Origin of the sequence: Pseudoxanthomonas koreensis (assembly GCF_010093225.1) — a bacterium.
Taxonomy (GTDB): Bacteria; Pseudomonadota; Gammaproteobacteria; order Xanthomonadales; family Xanthomonadaceae; genus Pseudoxanthomonas; species Pseudoxanthomonas koreensis.
In genome coordinates this window covers 98,471-116,065 of the sequence record NZ_PDWM01000001.1, presented here as the reverse complement: position 1 = coordinate 116,065, position 17,595 = coordinate 98,471, and the positions used below count along the sequence as shown (strand labels likewise).

13 protein-coding genes and 1 other annotated feature are annotated in these 17,595 nt (G+C 70.9%); of the genes, 8 read left to right on the top strand and 5 right to left on the bottom strand.

Going from position 1 to position 17,595, the window contains the following annotated elements:
- Positions 1–116: 116 nt before the first annotated feature.
- Positions 117–1,333, bottom strand: a protein-coding gene (locus CSC64_RS00480) for an IS3 family transposase (protein WP_425501635.1) whose coding sequence is annotated in 2 segments (ribosomal slippage) — positions 117–1,045 and positions 1,045–1,333 — 1,218 coding nt in all. Because the reading frame shifts where the segments join, the coding sequence is not laid out codon by codon here.
- Positions 939–1,055: a sequence feature (AL1L pseudoknot), on the bottom strand. Its footprint overlaps the gene before it by 117 nt.
- A 369-nt stretch (positions 1,334–1,702) precedes the next feature.
- Between CSC64_RS00480 and CSC64_RS00475 the strand changes: the two genes are divergently transcribed.
- A complete protein-coding gene (locus CSC64_RS00475; RefSeq protein WP_162433354.1) occupies positions 1,703–2,350 on the top strand; it encodes a response regulator in 648 nt (215 codons plus the stop codon).
- A 113-nt stretch (positions 2,351–2,463) separates the two neighbouring features.
- Here the strand turns inward: CSC64_RS00475 and CSC64_RS00470 are convergent, their stop codons facing one another.
- Positions 2,464–5,637, bottom strand: coding sequence for an Rne/Rng family ribonuclease (locus tag CSC64_RS00470; protein WP_162433353.1), 3,174 nt, complete (start codon positions 5,635–5,637; stop codon positions 2,464–2,466).
- Between the two features lie 432 nt (positions 5,638–6,069).
- Between CSC64_RS00470 and CSC64_RS00465 the strand changes: the two genes are divergently transcribed.
- Positions 6,070–7,038, top strand: coding sequence for an RluA family pseudouridine synthase (locus CSC64_RS00465; protein WP_162433352.1), 969 nt, complete (start codon positions 6,070–6,072; stop codon positions 7,036–7,038).
- Positions 7,039–7,177: 139 nt separating this feature from the next.
- Here CSC64_RS00465 and zupT read toward each other — a convergent pair whose 3' ends face one another.
- The 3 genes from zupT to CSC64_RS00450 are packed head-to-tail and all read right to left on the bottom strand — an operon-like array spanning position 7,178 to position 8,785.
- The gene (zupT, locus tag CSC64_RS00460; RefSeq protein WP_162433351.1) at positions 7,178–7,987 is read right to left on the bottom strand and encodes a zinc transporter ZupT; all 810 of its coding nucleotides are present in this window, start codon (positions 7,985–7,987) and stop codon (positions 7,178–7,180) included.
- 28 nt (positions 7,988–8,015) lie between these two features.
- Positions 8,016–8,438, bottom strand: a complete 423-nt coding sequence (locus tag CSC64_RS00455) for an energy transducer TonB (RefSeq protein ID WP_162433350.1) — start codon at positions 8,436–8,438, stop codon at positions 8,016–8,018.
- Positions 8,435–8,785: a 4a-hydroxytetrahydrobiopterin dehydratase gene (locus CSC64_RS00450; RefSeq protein ID WP_162433349.1), complete on the bottom strand. Its 351-nt coding sequence runs from the start codon at positions 8,783–8,785 to the stop codon at positions 8,435–8,437. Before CSC64_RS00450 ends, CSC64_RS00455 begins: the two co-directional genes overlap by 4 nt.
- Positions 8,786–8,863: 78 nt before the next feature.
- Here CSC64_RS00450 and CSC64_RS00445 point away from each other — a divergent pair, with 78 nt between their 5' ends.
- The 6 genes from CSC64_RS00445 to CSC64_RS00420 all read left to right on the top strand — a co-directional run bounded on the left by CSC64_RS00445 (position 8,864) and on the right by CSC64_RS00420 (position 17,575).
- Positions 8,864–9,460, top strand: coding sequence for an NfuA family Fe-S biogenesis protein (locus CSC64_RS00445; RefSeq protein ID WP_162433348.1), 597 nt, complete (start codon positions 8,864–8,866; stop codon positions 9,458–9,460).
- A gap of 13 nt (positions 9,461–9,473) precedes the next feature.
- The gene (locus tag CSC64_RS00440) at positions 9,474–11,240 is read left to right on the top strand and encodes a hypothetical protein (protein WP_162433347.1); all 1,767 of its coding nucleotides are present in this window, start codon (positions 9,474–9,476) and stop codon (positions 11,238–11,240) included.
- Between the two features lie 44 nt (positions 11,241–11,284).
- Positions 11,285–12,413, top strand: a protein-coding gene (gene prfB, locus CSC64_RS00435) for a peptide chain release factor 2 (RefSeq protein ID WP_202922291.1) whose coding sequence is annotated in 2 segments (ribosomal slippage) — positions 11,285–11,359 and positions 11,361–12,413 — 1,128 coding nt in all. Because the reading frame shifts where the segments join, the coding sequence is not laid out codon by codon here.
- Between the two features lie 135 nt (positions 12,414–12,548).
- Complete coding sequence (gene lysS / locus CSC64_RS00430) at positions 12,549–14,078, top strand: lysine--tRNA ligase (RefSeq protein ID WP_162433346.1); 1,530 nt, start codon at positions 12,549–12,551, stop codon at positions 14,076–14,078.
- 241 nt (positions 14,079–14,319) lie between these two features.
- The gene (gene rpfG, locus CSC64_RS00425) at positions 14,320–15,387 is read left to right on the top strand and encodes a cyclic di-GMP phosphodiesterase response regulator RpfG (RefSeq protein ID WP_274381596.1); all 1,068 of its coding nucleotides are present in this window, start codon (positions 14,320–14,322) and stop codon (positions 15,385–15,387) included.
- Positions 15,380–17,575: an ATP-binding protein gene (locus CSC64_RS00420; RefSeq protein ID WP_162433344.1), complete on the top strand. Its 2,196-nt coding sequence runs from the start codon at positions 15,380–15,382 to the stop codon at positions 17,573–17,575. The genes rpfG and CSC64_RS00420 overlap by 8 nt, the downstream gene beginning before the upstream one ends.
- Positions 17,576–17,595: the final 20 nt, after the last annotated feature.

The following is a 17,595-nucleotide window of genomic DNA, read 5'->3' as shown; positions in this document are numbered from 1 at the left end:
TGCGACAGGACGCCGTACCTCGGGTATATGGCCCAAGTGGCACATGGATGTGCCACGGCCCTGAGTAAAGACAGGATTGAACCGCCCCGACTTTCTTGGAGGCCGTTTGGTCTGAGTCAGGCCGCCTTGGCCTGACCGGCTTGCTGCCGATAGTAAGCCGCTTCGGCTTCCGCTGGCGGGATGTGCCCGATCGGCCCCAGCAGTCGCTTGTGGTTGTACCAGTGCACCCAGTCCAGCGTGGCCAGCTCCACCTGCTCGCGGTTGCGCCACGACCTGCGGTGGATCACCTCGGCCTTGTACAGCCCGTTGATCGTCTCGGCCAGCGCGTTGTCGTAGCTGTCGCCCACGCTGCCCACCGACGGGTCCACGCCAGCCTCGGCCAGCCGCTCGCTGTAGCGGATGCTTACGTACTGCGAGCCCCGGTCGGAGTGGTGGATCAGCTCGCCCTGCCGCTGGCGGGCGTGCAGGGCCTGCTCCAGGGCATCCAGCACGAAGTCCGTGGTCATCGAGCTCGACGCCTTCCAGCCGACGATCCGCCGCGCGTACACGTCGATCACGAACGCCACGTACACCATGCCCTGCCAGGTCGAGACATAGGTGAAGTCGCTTACCCACAGCGCGTTCGGCCGCTCGGCGTGGAATTGCCGGTTGACCCGGTCCTGCGGGCACGGCCGCGCCTTGTCGCTGACCGTGGTCTTCACCACCTTGCCGCGGACCACCCCGCGTAGTCCCAGCCGGCGCATCAGCCGTTCCACGGTGCATCGTGCCACCTGCCAGCCCTCCCGCAGCAACTCCTTCCAGACCTTCTTCGCGCCGTACACCTGCTTGTTCTCGTCCCAGACCCGCCGGACTTCCACTTCCAGCGCCCGATCCCGCCACCAGCGATCCGGACGTGCCTCGGGATCGGCCTTGCGGGCCGCATGGCTGTAGTACGTCGACGGAGCGATCTCCAGAACCCGGCAGATCGGCTCGACTCCGTAGGCGTCGCGATGTTCGCTGACAAACCCCGTCATGGCTTGAAGCGGCGGTCGAGCTCCGCCTGGGCGAAATACGCCGACGCCTTGCGCAGGATCTCGTTGGCCTGCCGCAGCTCGCGGTTCTCCCGCTCCAGTGCCTTGATCCGAGCCTGCTCCTCGCTGGTCGTGCCAGGACGAGTGCCCTGATCACGCTCGGCCTGTCGCACCCAGCGCCGCAGCGTCTCGGCCGTACAGCACATCTTGCCGGCAATCGACTCGATCGCCGCCCATTGTGAACTGTGCTCTGACTGGTGCTCCAGCACCATCCGCACCGCCCGCTCCCGCACTTCCGGGGAATACTTCACTGGCTTGGTCATGACTCCATCCTCTCAAGAGTTGGAGCCTCCAGGAATCCCGGGGCGGTTCAGGATGTCGTTCCGAAGGGTGGGCCATATACCCGAGGTGCGGCGGCCCCAGCCGAAGCCGACGCCTCTGCCTTCAAGTCTCCCTCGGTTGGGAGAACTAAGAAGAGGCGCGGACATAGCCTGGCCGACCGAGCCTTTCTCCGTCATCCCCGGGATCGGTACGGGCCCCGGAGCCCTGCGGACTGCAAGCGCTTCTGTACGGATCGCTGCCAGTGTTGCTTGCAGGCGGCCAAAACGGCCGTTTTGGCGCCGTTGGCGGCTTGCTGCTGCCTGTGGCGCTCGCTAGTCTGCCGCGCAGGGGAGGCATACCGAGGGAGTGGCATGACCATCCGAGTTTTCCTGGTGGACGACCATGCGCTGGTGCGTGCCGGCCTGCGCATGATCCTGTCGGTGGAGACCGACATCGAAGTGCTGGGTGAGGCGGAGAGCGGCGAGGATGCCCTGCCGCTGATCCGCAGGCTCAGGCCGGACGTGGTCCTGTGCGACCTGCACCTGCCCGGGATCAGCGGGCTGGAGGTGACCGAGCGCATCGTCCGCAGCCAGCTCGACTGCAAGGTGGTGATCGTGTCCGTGCTCGAGGACGGGCCGCTGCCCAAACGCCTGCTCGACGTCGGCGCGCACGCCTACGTCGGCAAGGGCGGCGATGCCCGCGAACTGCTCAACGCGGTGCGCGACGCGGCGCGCGGCAAGCGTTACCTCGGCACCAGCATTGCCCAGAACATGGCGCTGGCCAGCGTGGTCGGCGAGCGTTCGCCGTTCGACCTGCTGTCGCCGCGCGAACTTGAAGTGGCGATGCTGCTGGTGCAGGGCCTGCGCCAGGATGCGATCGCCAAGCGCCTGAGCCTGAGCGCGAAGACCATCAACACGCACAAGTCGCGCCTGTTCGAGAAGATCGGCGTGCAGGACAGCATCGCGCTGGCGCGCCTGGCGACGCGCTACGGGCTGATGGATCCGGGGAGTGCGCTCTAGCTTCCGGCGGGCTGTTCTTCCGGCTGCTGGAGGCGAAAACACGAAAAGCGGGGCAAGCCCCGCTTTTCGTGTCGTTTTCCTCCCCCCGCGCAGTGCGGGGGGAGGTGCCATGGTCAGGCGTGCCGGCGCGGTTCGGCGTCGTCGTCCGTGGCAGTCTCGCCATCATCAGCAGCGGTCGCATCGGCTTCTGCCGCGTCGGCCGCTGGCGGCAGCGCGTCGAACAGGCTGCGGGTGGTGGTGAACGGCGGCACCGGTGCGGCGGACGGACCGGCGTCGGTCGCAGTCGTGGCATCGGCCGTCGCGGTGGTGTCTTCGCCTGCGTCGGCGGCTTCTGCCACCGGCTCGACCAGCTTGACGGCGTCGACCGCTGCGACGGTGACAGTCTCGACCGGCTTGGCCTGGACCGCCGTGACGGCGGTGGCCTCGACCGGCTTCGTGGCTTCCGCTGCGGCCGTGGCGGCTTCGACCGCGCTGGCCGGCTCGGCGACCACCGCCGGCTCGCCGGCGCTGGCCTGCACGGCGGCAGCGGCCGGTTGCAGCGTCGCGGTTTCTTCCAGCGTCACCACCGCCGGCTCCACTTCGGGCGAAGGCGCCGCGCGGGGCGCGTCGATCGCAGTGGCGGCGGCGGCCGGCTGCGGCGCCGGCGCAGCTGGTGCCGGTGCGGCTTCCGCGGTGCGGGCGACGGGTGCCGGCACGGCTTCGACCGGCGCGGTTTCCGGCGCGGCGGCGGCAGCCGGCGTGGCCTGCTCCTGCGACGCCTGGTCCTGCCTGGCCTGTTCCGGCGCGGCGATGTCGTCGAAGTCGAACTCCGGCTGGTCGCGGGTGGCCTGCGGGGCGTTGGCAACGGTCACGGGCGCTTCGTCGGCTTCATCGAAGTCGCCTGCATCGGCATTGCCGGCCTCGTCGACGCCCTCGGCCAGCACGCCGGCGGCTTCGCCACCGCGACGGCGGCGACGGCCACCACGGCGACCGCGGCGACGGCGGCTGCCGCCTTCGCCGGTGCCTTCCTCGCCCGGAGCCGGCGCGGCGCCGGCTTCGGTGGACGCGTCCACGACCGTGCCTGCCGCAGCGACATCATCGGCCACGGGTGCGACCGGTGCGGCCGCGGCCACGGCGACCGCAGTCGTCGCGGCGATCGCGTTCTCGGCATCGGCGGGAGCCTGCGGCGCGCGTGCGGCTTCCTCGTTGCGCGGCCGCGACGCAGCCTGCGGCTGCGTGGCCTTGGCTGCGGTTTCGGTCGCGACGGATTCGCCGCCGGTCTTCGGCTGCCGTGGCTGCTTCGGCTGTTGGCGGCCGCCGGCCTGCTGCGACTGGCCGCTGCCCTGGCCCGGCTTCTGCTGCTGGCGCTCCTGCTTCTGCGACGGCTGCTGTTGGCCGTTGCCGCCCTTGCCCTGCTGCGCGTTGCCACCGCGCTGCTTCTGCTGCGCGTCGCGGTTGCCTTGGCCCTGCTGCTTGCCATCGCGGCGACCGCCGCGGTCGTTGCGGTCGTTGCGGTTGCCGCGGCCTTCGTTCTGCTGCGGGCGCTGCGGTGCCGGCGCGGCGGGGGCTTCACCGGTGCCGAACAGGCGCTTGAAGAAACCGACCACGCCACCGGAAGCCGGTGCGGCCGCGGCCGCACGCGGGGCAGCGGCGGGCGCGCCGGCCACCGGCGCCGGCGCTTCCTCGCGCCCCTCGCGCACCGGGGGCGGGCGCGGCGGGGCCACGCGGGTGACCGCCGGCGGCGGCGGGATGTTGAGCTGGGCCTTGGTCAGCGCGTGCACCGGCAGCTTGCGGGGGGTGCCGCGCTGGTAGCTGGGCTTGCCGCTTTCCTCGCCCAGTTCGTTCTCGCGCAGGCGGGTGACTTCGTAGGGCGGGGTCTGCAACTGCTCGTCGGCGACGATGATGATCGGGGCGTCGTGGCGGGGCTCGCTCTCGCGCCGCGCGCCGCGCTTCTCGTTGAGCAGGAAGTTGGCGATCTCCACCGGGGCCTGGACCAGCACCTGCCCGGTGTTCTCCTTCATCGCGTGCTCCTCGGCGACGCGGATGATGGACAGCGACAGCGACTCGACGCTGCGCATGCGGCCGTGGCCCTCGCAGCGCGGGCAGACGATCTGGCTGGATTCGCCCAGGCTGGCGCGGAGGCGCTGGCGGCTCATCTCCATCAGGCCGAAGCGCGAGATGCGGCCCAGCTGCACGCGGGCGCGGTCGTACTTGAGCGAACCCTGCAGGCGGTCCTCGACCGCGCGCTGGTGCTTGGACGAGGACATGTCGATGAAGTCGATCACCACCAGGCCGCCCAGGTCGCGCAGGCGCAGCTGGCGGGCCACTTCCTCGGCCGCCTCCAGGTTGGTGTGGAACGCGGTCTCCTCGATGTCGCCGCCCTTGGTGGCGCGCGCGGAGTTGACGTCGATCGCGGTCAGCGCCTCGGTCTGGTCGATCACCAGCGCGCCGCCGGAAGGCAGGCGGATGGTGCGCTCGTAGGCGTTCTCGATCTGCGACTCGATCTGGAAGCGGTTGAACAGCGGGATGTCGTCCTTGTAGTGCTTCAGCTTGCGCAGCGTCTGCGGCATCACCTGTTCCATGAACTGGCGTGCGTCCTGGTACATCTCCTCGGTGTCGACCAGGATTTCGCCGATGTCGGCGCGCAGGTAGTCGCGCAGGGCGCGGATGATCAGCCGCGACTCCTGGTAGATCAGGAACGGCGCCGGCTTGCTCAGCGCGGCCTCGGCGATCGCGCGCCAGGTGGCCAGCAGGTAGTCCAGGTCCCACTGCAGCTCTTCGGCGTCGCGGCCGACGCCGGCGGTGCGGATGATCACGCCCATGTCGTCGGGGATGTTCAGCGCGTCCATCGCGCGCTTGAGCTCGGCCCGGTCCTCGCCCTCGATCCGGCGCGAGACGCCGCCGGCCGACGGCGAGTTGGGCATCAGCACCATGTAGCGGCCGGCCAGCGAGATGAACGTGGTCAGGGCCGCGCCCTTGTTGCCGCGCTCGTCCTTGTCGACCTGGACGACCACTTCCTGGCCTTCGCGCAGCAGTTCGCGGATGCCGGCCTTGTTCGGGTCGACGCCGCTCTGGAAGTAGTCGCGGGAGATCTCCTTCAGCGGCAGGAAGCCGTGGCGCTCGGCGCCGTATTCGACGAAGGCCGCTTCGAGGGAGGGTTCGAGCCGGGTGATGCGGCCCTTGTAGATGTTGGACTTCTTCTGTTCCTTCGACGGCTGTTCGATGTCGATGTCGTACAGGGTCTGGCCGTCGACGATGGCCACGCGCAGTTCTTCGGCCTGCGTGGCATTGATCAGCATTCGCTTCATTGTGGCGTTCCTCGCGCGCTCTACCGCGCGGAACGCCGGGCGTTCGCTCTCTGGAATCCCGGCCGGCCTGCCGTGCACGGGGGTGCGGGGGCAGGGGCGGGTTTCGCCGTCCGTTCGCGCAGGCGCGTCGGGACGGATCCTGGTTTCCAGCGCTGCAACACCACGGCGGACCGCGGGAGCGCTTTGCTGTGTTTCTTGGAATGGTGGTGCGGGGCCGGCGGCCTGGGCCGCGCGGGACATGTTCAGCATCCGGTGCTCTGACCCACCGGGCCATGGCCGGGTCTGCCTGCAAGCCGCTAACATGGCCGCTCCGGGAGCGGTGGCCGCGCACTGTGCCGGGATCGCGGGAAGCCCGGGCTTTCGGCCCTGCAGCTTCTTCCAGCGGAATCAAACCCTTACATCGCCGGCCGAGTCTAGCAGAATTCATTCCCCATGACCCCATCCCCCCCGGAGGCCCCGGCCCGGGCCGGCGCACGCACCGTAAAGGTGCCGGACGACCGCGACGGCCAGCGCCTGGACAATTTCCTGCTGGGCCAGCTCAAGGGCGCCCCGCGCAGCCTGGTCTACAAGCTGGTGCGCAGCGGCCAGGTCCGGGTCAACGGCGGCCGGGCCAAGGCCGAGCGCAAGCTGGCCGCCGGGGACGAGGTGCGGATCCCGCCGCTGCGGCTGGAGGGCGAGGCCGAGCGGGGCACCCCGGCGCCGGGCCTGCTGCAGCGGATCGAGGCGGCGATCGTGTTCGAGGACGCGCGCCTGCTGGCGCTGGACAAGCCCTCCGGCGTGGCCAGCCATGGCGGCAGCGGCATCTCCTTCGGCGCGATCGAGACCCTGCGCGCGCTGCGCCCGGGGCAGACTCTGGAACTGGCGCACCGGCTGGACCGGGATACCTCGGGGGTGCTGGTGGTGGCCAAGAAGCGCTCGGCGCTGGCCGAACTGCAGGCGCTGATGCGCGAGGGCGGGGCGGGCGGCGGCATCCGCAAGACCTACCTGGCGCTGCTCACCGGTCGCATGCCCGACGGCACGATGAGCGTGGACGCGCCGCTGCCCGTGGGCCTGCGCCAGGGCGGGGAGCGGCACGTGCAGGTGGACCCGGCCGGCAAGCCGTCGCTGAGCCACTTCAGGATGCTGGAGCGTCGCGGCGGGCAGTCCTACTGCGAGGTGCGGATCGACACCGGCCGTACCCACCAGATCCGGGTGCATGCGCAGCACATCGGCCATGCGCTGGCCGGCGACGACAAGTACGGCGACCCGGAGGCCAACCGCCGGCTGCGCGACAAGGCCGGGCTGCGACGGTTGTTCCTGCACGCGGCCTCGCTGGAGTTCGCGCTGGACGACGGCCGCACGCCCTACGCGATCAGCGCCCCGCTGGCACCGGAACTGCGCGACGTGCTCGACCGGTTGTAGGAGCCCACTTCAGGGGGCGACCCGACATCGCCGGAAGGCGCCGCATTCAACGCGTCTTCTCCGGAGAGGGCGCTGTTGAATGCCGTTTCTCCGAACCGCCTCGGGTCGCCCCCTGAAGTGGGCTCCTACAGGGGGCGGGTCACCACTTGAACAGGACCAGGCTCAGGGCCAGCACGCCCATGCCGCTGACCAGGCCGTAGACGGTTTCGTGGCCCTTGGCGTAGCGCTTGGCCGCGGGCAGCAGTTCGTCGATGGCGAGGAACACCATTACCCCGGCGATGACGCCGAACACGGTGCCGAACACGGCCTCGTTGAGGTAGCGCGCGAGCAGGCCGTAGCCGATGATCGCGCCCACCGGTTCGGCCAGGCCCGACAGCAGGCTGGCGACGAAGGCATAGCCCTTGTTGTGGGTGGCGTAGTAGACCGGCACCGCGATCGCGATGCCTTCGGGAATGTTGTGGATCGCGATGGCGAACGCCAGCGGCAGGCCCACCGCCGGGTTCTCCAGCGTGGCGAAGAACGTCGCCAGGCCCTCGGGGAAGTTGTGCGCGGTGATCGCCACCGCGGTCATCAGGCCGACCCGGCGGATGTATTCGCGGTTGTGCTCGCGCAGCGCCGGGTCGTCGGCGGTCAGGGTGTCGTGCGGGTTGGGCACCAGCATGTCGATCACCATGATCAGCAGCAGCCCGGCCAGGAACGCGAACGTGGCATAAGTGAAGCCCAGCCGCGGATCGAACGCGTTCGAGAACGAGACCACCGACTTGGTGAAGATCTCGGTCAGCGACACGTACACCATCGCGCCGCCGGCGAAGGCCAGGCCGAAGGCGAGCAGGCGCGGGTTCGGCCCCCTGGCGAAGATCACCAGCAGGCTGCCCAGGCCGGTGGCCAGGCCTGCGGCCAGGGTCACGCCGAGCGCGACCAGGACCGCGGAAGTGGAGGGTTCGATCATGCCGTGCTCTCGTCCCTGAGCGCTGGCGTCAGTCCGCCGGGGCGCGGCCCGCGTCCAGCGCGAAGCAGCTGTCCGGGCGCACCGGCGGCGGGGTGAAGCTCACCGGCACCTGGATGGCCTGCGCCACCGGCTCACCGGCGCGAGTCGCAGGCCGGAACTTCCAGCCCTGCACCGCGTCGTGGGCGAGCTGGTCGAGCTGTTCGTTGCCACTGCCGCGCACCAGGGTGATGGCCGTCGGCGTGCCTTCGATGCCCACCTCCACGCCGAGCACGGTCTGGCCGCCAATGCCGGCGCAGGCCAGTTCCAGCGGGTACTGCGGCGGAGGCGTGTCGATCGCGGCGACCGCGGTCGGAGCCGGCACCGGTTCGGCCGGTGTCGCCGGACCGCCGCAGGCGGCGAGCGCGGCGGCAAGGACGGAGAGGGAGAGCAGGGCGGTGGAATGCCGGTTCATGGGCGGTCCTCCAGCAGGGCTGCGGCGCGTGCCGCGCAGATGAAGTCGTTTTCGCTCAGGCCGCCGACATCGTGGGTCGAGAAGCGCACCACGCAGCGGTCGTAGTGCACGCCCAGGTCCGGATGGTGGTCTTCCTGGTGAGCGATCCAGGCCAGCGCGTTCACGAAGGCCATCGTCCGGTGGTAGTCCTTGAAACGGAAGGTGCGCACCAGTGCGCGGCCTTCCTCGGCCAGCTCCCAGCCGGGGACCTGCGGCAGCAGTTCCGCCACGCGCGCCTGGCCCAGGCGGTGTTCGTGGCCCTTGCGCGGCAGGCAGTGGGCCTGCGCCAGCGGGATGAGGTCGGACATGGGGCCTCCGTCTTGCGTGGCTGAACGGCCCGGCGGCCTGTTGCAGGGCGCGCGCCGGGACGCGGCTAGAATACCCGCATGATCAACATCTCCGACAGCGCGCAGGCGCACTTCCGCAAACTGGTCGAACGCGAGGCCATTCCCGGCCTGGGCGTGCGCCTGAGCGCGGTGGAACCGGGCACGCCGCGCGCCGACGCGCGGCTGGAGTTCGCCGAACCGGCGGAACTGGCCGGCGACGAATGGGCGGTGGACTGCGAAGGCTTCACCCTGTACGTGGCCGCCGCCAGCGTGGCCTGGCTCGACGGCGCGGAAATCGACTACGTCTACCAGGGCGCCGGCGCGCAGCTGACCATCCGCGCGCCGAAGATCAAGGGCGAGGCCCCGGCCGAGTCCGCCTCGATGGTCGAGCGCGTGCGCTGGGTGATGGACAACGAGATCAACCCGCAGCTGGCCTCGCATGGCGGCCGCGCGACGGTGCAGGAAGTGTCGGCCGAAGGCGTGGTGCTGTTGCGCTTCGGCGGTGGCTGCCACGGTTGTGGCATGGCCGACGTGACCCTGAAGCAGGGCATCGAGAAGACCCTGATCGCGCGCGTGCCGGGGGTGACCGCGGTGCGCGACGCCACCGACCACGACACCGGCGAGGCGCCGTACATGCCGCGCGGCCGCGCAGGCTGACACGGCGCAGCCGGTGACGCGCGCGGCGGAAATCGTCCAGGCGCTGATCGCGCGCGCACCGCCGCGTACTCCGGTCGAACGCAGTACCGGCATGCCCTACGGCTGGGCGCTGTGGCTGCGCGCGCAGCCGCAGCCGCAGGCGCATCCGCATGCCTCGCCCGGCGCGCTGGTCGAGGTGGTCGCGCAGCGCCCGCCGGCGCCGGTCCCGCGCGGCGAGGAACTGGCGACATGGCCGGCGTTCTTCTCCCTGTTCCGCCAGGGCTGGCTGCCGCCACCGGCCGACGAGCTGCCGCTGCGGGTCGGCCCGCGCGTGGGCAGCGTGGTCCTGCACCTGCTGTTCGTCGCGTTCCTGGCCTGGGTGGCGTGGATGCAGTCGCTGGCGCGGCCGCCGCTGCCGGAAGCCGGTGGTGGCGGCGAACGCATCGAGGTCGGCTTCATCGGCGCCGGCGATCCGGGTACGCCGCGTGCCGCGGAGGAGGGGCCGCCTTCCGACGCGCCGGCAGGCGAGCCGGCGCCGCCGGCCGCTCCGGCGCCCCCTGCGCAGGCGGACGTGGAAGGCGCCAGCGCGGCCATGCCGGAGGTGCCGCCGCTGCCGCAGGTGGAGCCGGCCCCTGCCGCACCGCAGCTGCCTGCACCGGCGCTGCCCGAGGTGGCGGTGCGCGAGGTGCCCGAACCGGTGCAGGAGCCGCAGCCGCCGGCCGAGCAGCCGGTCCAGGTCACCGAAGTCGAGCAGCCGACGATCGACTACGTGCTGCCGCCGACCACGCCGCGCGAACTGCAACCGGTGCGCACGCCGGTGGAGCCGCAGCTGCGCGAGCGCGAAGTGGCCGTGGTCCAGGCGCCGGTGGTCGCCGCACCGCAGGCGCGCCCGGTCGACGTGCCGCTGCGCCAGCCACGCGAGGTCGAGCTGCGCACGCGCGAGGTCGACGAACCCTTGCCGCAGGTCGAAGTCAGGCCGGTCGCAGTGCAGGCGCCGCAGGTGGTGCCACGCCTTCCCGGCGCGCCGGAAACCAGCGTGCGCCAGCGCGAGGTGGCGATGCCGTCGCCACCGTCGCCCGAACCTCCGGGCGCGGCAACGGCCACGCAGCCGTCCACGACGGCGGGTGTGGCGCCGTCGCCCACGCCGGCCACCGGCCAGGCGGGTGCGGCCAGCGCCGCGGCCGGCAGCACCGCCGGGGCGGCGCCGACGGCTACCCCCGGCGTCGCTCCGGGTGCGTCCGCGACCCGTCCAGGCACGGGCAGTGGCTGGGAAAGCCCGCGCACTGGCGACGACTGGGGTCAGGCGGCCAGCGGCGATCGCCGTCCCGGTGGCGCGTCGGGCCTGTTCGACGAGGAAGGCCGCGTTCGCCTGCCCGGCGATGGCAGTGGCACCGGTCCCGGCGCCGGCCCGGGTACCCGCAGCGGCGATCCGGGCGAGGGCGTGGCCGGGCGCGGGGCACCGGGCGGCGACAACGACGACTGGACCCGGGCACGGCTGGCCGAGTCGGGAACCTGGCTCAAGCGGCCGCCCTACGACTACGAACCCACCAGCCTGGACCGCTACTGGGTGCCGAACGAATCGCTGCTGGCCGACTGGGTGCGCAAGGGCATCAAGTCGGTGGCGATCCCGATCCCGGGGACCAGCAAGAAGATCGACTGCGTGATCTCTCTGCTGCAGCTCGGTGGCGGCTGCGGCATCAGCGATCCCAACCTCAACGAGCAGCCAACCGACGGCCGTCCGCCACCGGACGTGCCGTTCAAGCCCGAACTGCAGGAGGACAACGGCAGCGTCAGGCCTTGATCCTGCTAGAATCTGCGGCCGTTTTCAGCCTTGTCGCTCCCGCCATGATCGAGCTCAATCCCGTCCGCCAGCGCATCGCCGACCTCACCGGCCGGGTGGTCTCGCTCCGGGGGTATCTTTGACTACGACGCAAAGAAAGAGCGTCTGGAAGAAGTAAACCGCGAACTGGAACTGCCCAACGTCTGGGACGATCCGGAACGCGCCCAGGGCCTGGGCCGCGAGCGCTCCCTGCTCGAGAAGACCGTCGGTGGCATCGCCTCGGTGCTGGAGGGCCTGGAAGGCTCGACCGAGCTGCTGGAGCTGGCCGAAAGCGAGCAGGACGAGGACACCGCGCTGGCCGTGGTCGCCGATGTCGACCGCTTCGAGAAGCAGATCGAGGCGCTGGAGTTCCAGCGCATGTTCTCCGGCAGGATGGATGCGTCCAACGCCTTCGTCGATATCCAGGCCGGCGCCGGCGGCACCGAGGCCCAGGACTGGGCCGAGATCCTGCTGCGCATGTACCTGCGCTGGTGCGAGTCGCGCGGCTGGAAGACCGAGCTGATGGAAGCCAGCGGCGGCGACGTCGCCGGGATCAAGTCGGCCACGCTGCGGGTGGAGGGCGATTTCGCCTACGGCTGGCTCAAGACCGAGACCGGCGTGCACCGGCTGGTGCGCAAGTCGCCGTTCGACTCGGACAACCGCCGCCACACCAGCTTCACCTCGGTGTTCGTGTCGCCGGAAGTCGACGACAACATCGACATCGAGATCAACCCGGCCGACCTGAAGACCGACGTCTACCGCTCCTCGGGCGCGGGCGGCCAGCATGTCAACAAGACCGAGTCCGCGGTGCGCATCACCCACGTGCCTAGCGGCATTGTCGTCGCCTGCCAGACCGGCCGCAGCCAGCACCAGAACCGCGACAACGCGATGAAGATGCTGGCGGCCAAGCTGTACGAGCTGGAGATCCAGAAGCGCAATGCCGAACGCGACGCGGTCGAAGCGACCAAGTCCGACATCGGCTGGGGCAGCCAGATCCGCAACTACGTGCTCGACCAGAGCCGGATCAAGGACCTGCGCACCGGGATCGAGCGCAGCGACACGCAGAAGGTGCTCGATGGCGACCTGGACGAGTTCGTCGAGGCCAGCCTGAAGGCGGGGCTGGAGGCTGGCGCGAAACGGTCCGACGCGGCGTGATGCGCGGGCGGCCGCCAGGCCGTCGCGCGCCGGGCCCCGCGTCCGCATCCTCCCCGAGCAGATGCCCGGTGCCGTCGAAGCGGACACCGGGATACCCTTGAATCCCACGCGCGGCTCCCGCGTCCTGCCGACACCATGACCCAGCCCACCGAATCCGCTGCCCTGACCGCGCCCGTCGATGAGAACCACCTGATCGCCGAGCGCCGCGCCAAGCTCGCCGCGCTGCGTGCGCAGGGCGTAGCCTTCCCCAACGACTTCAAGCGCGCCGATTACGCCGGCGACCTGCAGGCGGAATTCGCCGACGCGGAGAAGTGGACCGGCGAGGCGCTTGAAGCGCTGCCGCGCACCGTCGCCATCGCCGGCCGGCTGATGGCCAAGCGGGTGATGGGCAAGGCCAGCTTTGCCCAGGTCATGGACGAATCGGGCAGGATCCAGCTGTTCCTGCAGTCCAATGCGCTGGGCGAGGCCTACGAGGCGTTCAAGTCGTTCGACGTCGGCGACATCGTCGCGGTCGAGGGCGGGCTGACCCGGACCCGCACCGGCGAGCTGTCGGTCAAGGCCACTTCGCTGCGCCTGCTGGTCAAGTCGCTGCGGCCGCTGCCGGACAAGTGGCACGGCCTGTCCGACGTGGAGCAGCGCTACCGCCAGCGCTACGTCGACCTGATCGTCACCCCCGAGGCGCGCGAGGTCTTCGTCAAGCGCTCGAAGATCATCCGTGCCATGCGCGAATGGCTCGATACGCGCCGCTTCCTGGAAGTGGAGACGCCGATGATGCATTACATCCCCGGCGGCGCCACGGCCAAGCCCTTCACCACGCACCACAACGCGCTGGACCTGCAGCTGTATCTGCGCGTGGCCCCGGAGCTGTACCTCAAGCGCCTGGTGGTCGGCGGCCTGGAGCGGGTCTACGAGATCAACCGCAACTTCCGCAACGAGGGCGTGTCCACCCGGCACAACCCTGAATTCACGATGCTGGAGCTGTACGAGGCCTACGCCACCTACCACGAGGTCATGGACCTGACCGAGAACGTGATCCGCGACACCGCGCAGTCGGTGCTCGGCACCACCGCGGTGGAGTGGGACGGCCAGCAGATCGACCTGGGCCCGCGGTTCCGCCGCTGGCGCATGGACGAGGCGGTGCGCCACCACAATCCGGAGATCTCCGCGGCCGACTGCACCGACCGCGAGGCGCTGCTGCGCCACTGCGAGCGGCTGCAGATCCGGGTCAAGCCGTCGTACGGGTGGGGCAAGCTGCTGCTGGAGGTGTTCGAGGCCACGGTCGAGCACACCCTGGTGCAGCCGACCTTCATCACCGACCACCCGGTGGAAGTGTCGCCGCTGGCGCGCGCCTCGGACACCGAGCCGGGCTATACCGACCGCTTCGAGCTGTTCATCAACGGCAAGGAGATCGCCAACGGCTTCTCCGAGCTCAACGACCCGGAGGACCAGGCCGCGCGCTTCCAGGCCCAGGTCGAGGCCAAGGAGGGTGGCGACGACGAGGCGATGCATTTCGACGCCGACTACATCCGCGCGCTCGAGTACGGCATGGCGCCCACCGGCGGCCTGGGCATCGGCATCGACCGGCTGGTGATGCTGCTGACCGGCAGCACCTCGATCCGCGACGTGCTGCTGTTCCCCTACATGCGGCCCGAGCAGGCCGGCTGAGGCCGGTACCGGTAGGGCGGGGCGGAGCCCGGTGCTACGGGGCAGGGCGCCATTTCCTGCGCTGCGTCACTGTTTCCGGGCCTGCAGGGGGCGGCGCTGGCATGGTCCCTGCGTCCTTTACCGGCAGAAGCAGGGCCGAATGCCCTGCGATCCGGGAAGGACGAGGGCCATGGCTGCGGGCACGGGCGACAACGCGCTATCCTGCCGACTCGTCACTACGGCGGAACGGGGCGAAGAATTCGTGGATATCGTCATCGTCGACGATCAGGCGTCTGCGCGCACGATGCTGCGCCACATCATCGAGGACATCACCTCCGAGCTGGCCGTGCACGACTTCGGCGATGCGCGACAGGCGCTGGCCTGGTGCGATGCCAACCCCACCGACCTGCTGCTGCTCGACTACCGCATGCCGGGGATGGACGGGCTGGAGTTCGCCCGCCGTTTCCGCCGCCTGCCCAAGCACCGCGACATCCCGATCATCCTGATCACCGTGGTCGGCGACGAACCGGTGCGCCAGGCCGCGCTGGAAGCCGGGGTGATCGACTTCCTGGTCAAGCCCGTGCGCCCGCGCGAACTGCGCGCGCGCTGCCACAACCTGCTGCAGCTGCGCCAGCAGTCCGAGACGGTGAAGCAGCGCGCGCTGTCGCTGGAGCAGCGGCTGCTGTCGAGCATGCACGAGGTCGAGGAGCGCGAGCGGGAGACGCTGTCGCGGCTGGCGCGGGCGATCGAGTTCCGCGACGCCGGCACCAGTGCCTATCTGGAGCGCATGTCGCGCGTGGCCGGCCTGATCGCCGAAGGTCTGGGTCTGGCCGAGGAAGAGGTGCGCACCATCGAGATGGCCGCGCCGCTGCACGACATCGGCAAGATCGCCATCCCCGACGCGGTGCTGATGAAGCCCGGCAAGCTGGACGAGTCGGAGATGTCGGTGATGCGGCGGCACCCGCGCATCGGCCACGAGCTGCTCAGCGGCAGCCAGAACCGCTTCATCCAGGCCGGCGCGCTGATTGCGCTGCGCCACCACGAACGCTACGACGGCAGCGGCTATCCCGACGGCCTGGCAGGCGAGGCGATCCCGCTGGAAGCACGGATCGTGGCCGTGGCCGACGTGTTCGACGCGCTGATCTCGCCGCGCCCGTACAAGGAGGCGTGGACCGTGGAAGCGGCCCTGGCCTACCTGTGCGCGCAGCGCGGGCGCCTGTTCGATCCGGCCTGCGTCGATGCGCTGCTGCGCGGCCGCGAGCGCCTGCAGCAGATCTGCGAGCAGTGCTCGATCGCGCCGGCACGCCCCGGGGGACTGGGCCATGGCTGAGGCCTGGACCCGGCTGCGCGGACGGCTGGCGCAACGGCCCGACAGCGAGCATGCCCAGGGCCTGCTGCGGATCGGCCTGGTGCTGCTGGTGCTGGCCTACCTGCTGCTGCCGTCGACCCGCGAAGGCGTCGATCCGGCGCGGTACGCCACCACGGTATGGATCGTGCTGGCCGGCCTGACGGTTGGCCTGGCCCTGTTCGCCGCGTTGCTGGTCTCCCCGGGGCGTTCGCACGCGCGCCGGCTGCTGGGCATGGTCGCCGACTACGGCCTGATGGCTGCGGCGATGACCAGCCTCGCCGGGTCCCTGGCCTGGGTCTACGTGCTGATGCTCGTGGTGACGGTGGGCAACGGCCTGCGCTACGGCACGCGCTATCTGGGGCTGGCGGTGGCCATGGCCCTGGCCAGCTTCGGCAGCGTGCTGTGGCTGGGCGACTACTGGGCCCAGAACCGCGCCCTGGGCATCGGCCTGCTGGCCGGCCTGGCCGCGGTGCCGGTGTACATGGCGGTGCTGCTGCGGCAGCTCACCCGCGCCACTGCCGAGGCGCGCCGCGCCAGCGAGGCCAAGAGCCTGTTCCTGGCCAACATGAGCCATGAACTGCGCACGCCGCTCAACGGCCTGGCGGGGATGTCCGAACTGCTCGCCGACACGCGCCTGGACCGGGAGCAGCGCGAGTACGTGGCCACCCTGCAGGCCTCTTCGCGCACGCTGATGGCGCTGGTCGAGGACGTGCTCGACATCTCGGTGATCGAAGCGGGCAAGGTCCGCCTGCACTCCGGGGATTTCTCGCCGCGCGAGCTGGTGGCCGGGATCGGCCTGGTGATGCAGGGCCAGGCCCGCGCGCGCAACCTGGACTACCTGGTGGTGGTGGCCGACGAGGTGCCGGAGACGGTCAGCGGCGATGCCGGGCACTTGCGCCAGGTGCTGCTGAACCTGGTCGGCAACGCGGTCAAGTTCACCGAGCAGGGCCGTGTGCGCATCGACGTGTCGGTGCTGGACGAGCCCGCGGACGCCGCGCACGTGCGCCTGCGCTTCGCCGTCTCCGATACCGGCATCGGCGTGCCGGCGCGGATGGCCGGGCGCCTGTTCGATCCGTTCGAGCAGGACGACGCCGGCATGGCCCGCCGCTACGGCGGCACCGGCCTGGGCACGTCCATCGCCAGGGGGCTGACCGAGGCGATGGGCGGGCGGATCGGCTACGACAGCAGGGAGGGGCAGGGCAGCTGTTTCTGGATCGAGGTGCCGTTCGCGCGCGTCGATCCCGCCAGCCAGCCGCCGCTGCCGGCGCCGGTGGCCGACGAAGCCGGCGCTGCCGCTGCGCACGATGCCGGCGACAACGTGATCGCTTTCGGCGATCCGCTGCTGCGCCACCGTGCGCGGGTGCGCAGCATGCGCCTGCTGGTCGCCGACGACAACGAGGACAACCGCGCGGTGCTGCAGCGGCTGCTGCAGAAGGCCGGGCACCGCGCCACCTGCGTGGAAGGCGGCGAACAGGCGCTGGAGGCGCTGGCGGCCACCGACTACGACGCGGTGATCGCCGACCTGCACATGCCCGGGGTGAGCGGCCTGGAGCTGATGCGCCGGGTGCGCGGCGCCCAGGGCGGCAGGCGCATGCGCTTGCCGGTGGTGATCCTCAGTGCGGACGCGACGCCGGAGTCCAGGCAGCGTTGCGAGCGCGCCGGTGCGTTCGCGTTCCTGGTCAAGCCGGCCGCGGTCGGGCGGCTGCTGGAAACGCTGTCCGAACTGGCCGCGCTGCGCGACCGCCAGGCCGGCGGCGGGGCGCCGGCGCCCGCCGCGGCCACGCACGTCGCCGCCGGCGTGCTCGACGCCTCGGTGCTGGACGAACTGGCGGCGATGGGCATGGGCGCGACCTTCGAACGTGAGTTCATCGCCCACTGCCTCGCCGACGCCGACGGCTGCATCGGCGCCATGTCGCACGCGGCCGAGGCCGCCGACTGGGCGCGGTTGCGCGACCACGCGCATGCGATCAAGGGCGTGGCCGCCAACCTGGGCCTCGTGCGGGTCGCCGAGCTGGGCAGTGGACTGATGCGCCTGGCCGACTGGCAGGTGCGCAACGAATGGCGCCAGCGCCTGGCCATGCTCAACGCTGCACTGACCCAGGGCCGCGAGGCGCTGGATGCGCGCCTGGCGGCGCGCGGTGTCCGCGACGGCGGCGGCGAGCCGGGCTGAAGCCGGAACGGACGGGCAGG

Coding starts and splice junctions, on each gene's coding strand:
- CSC64_RS00475 (WP_162433354.1), top strand. CDS start 1,703: ATGACCATCCGAGTTTTCCTGGTGGACGACCATGCGCTGGTGCGTGCC.
- CSC64_RS00470 (WP_162433353.1), bottom strand. CDS start 5,637: ATGAAGCGAATGCTGATCAATGCCACGCAGGCCGAAGAACTGCGCGTG.
- CSC64_RS00465 (WP_162433352.1), top strand. CDS start 6,070: ATGACCCCATCCCCCCCGGAGGCCCCGGCCCGGGCCGGCGCACGCACC.
- zupT (WP_162433351.1), bottom strand. CDS start 7,987: ATGATCGAACCCTCCACTTCCGCGGTCCTGGTCGCGCTCGGCGTGACC.
- CSC64_RS00455 (WP_162433350.1), bottom strand. CDS start 8,438: ATGAACCGGCATTCCACCGCCCTGCTCTCCCTCTCCGTCCTTGCCGCC.
- CSC64_RS00450 (WP_162433349.1), bottom strand. CDS start 8,785: ATGTCCGACCTCATCCCGCTGGCGCAGGCCCACTGCCTGCCGCGCAAG.
- CSC64_RS00445 (WP_162433348.1), top strand. CDS start 8,864: ATGATCAACATCTCCGACAGCGCGCAGGCGCACTTCCGCAAACTGGTC.
- lysS (WP_162433346.1), top strand. CDS start 12,549: ATGACCCAGCCCACCGAATCCGCTGCCCTGACCGCGCCCGTCGATGAG.
- CSC64_RS00420 (WP_162433344.1), top strand. CDS start 15,380: ATGGCTGAGGCCTGGACCCGGCTGCGCGGACGGCTGGCGCAACGGCCC.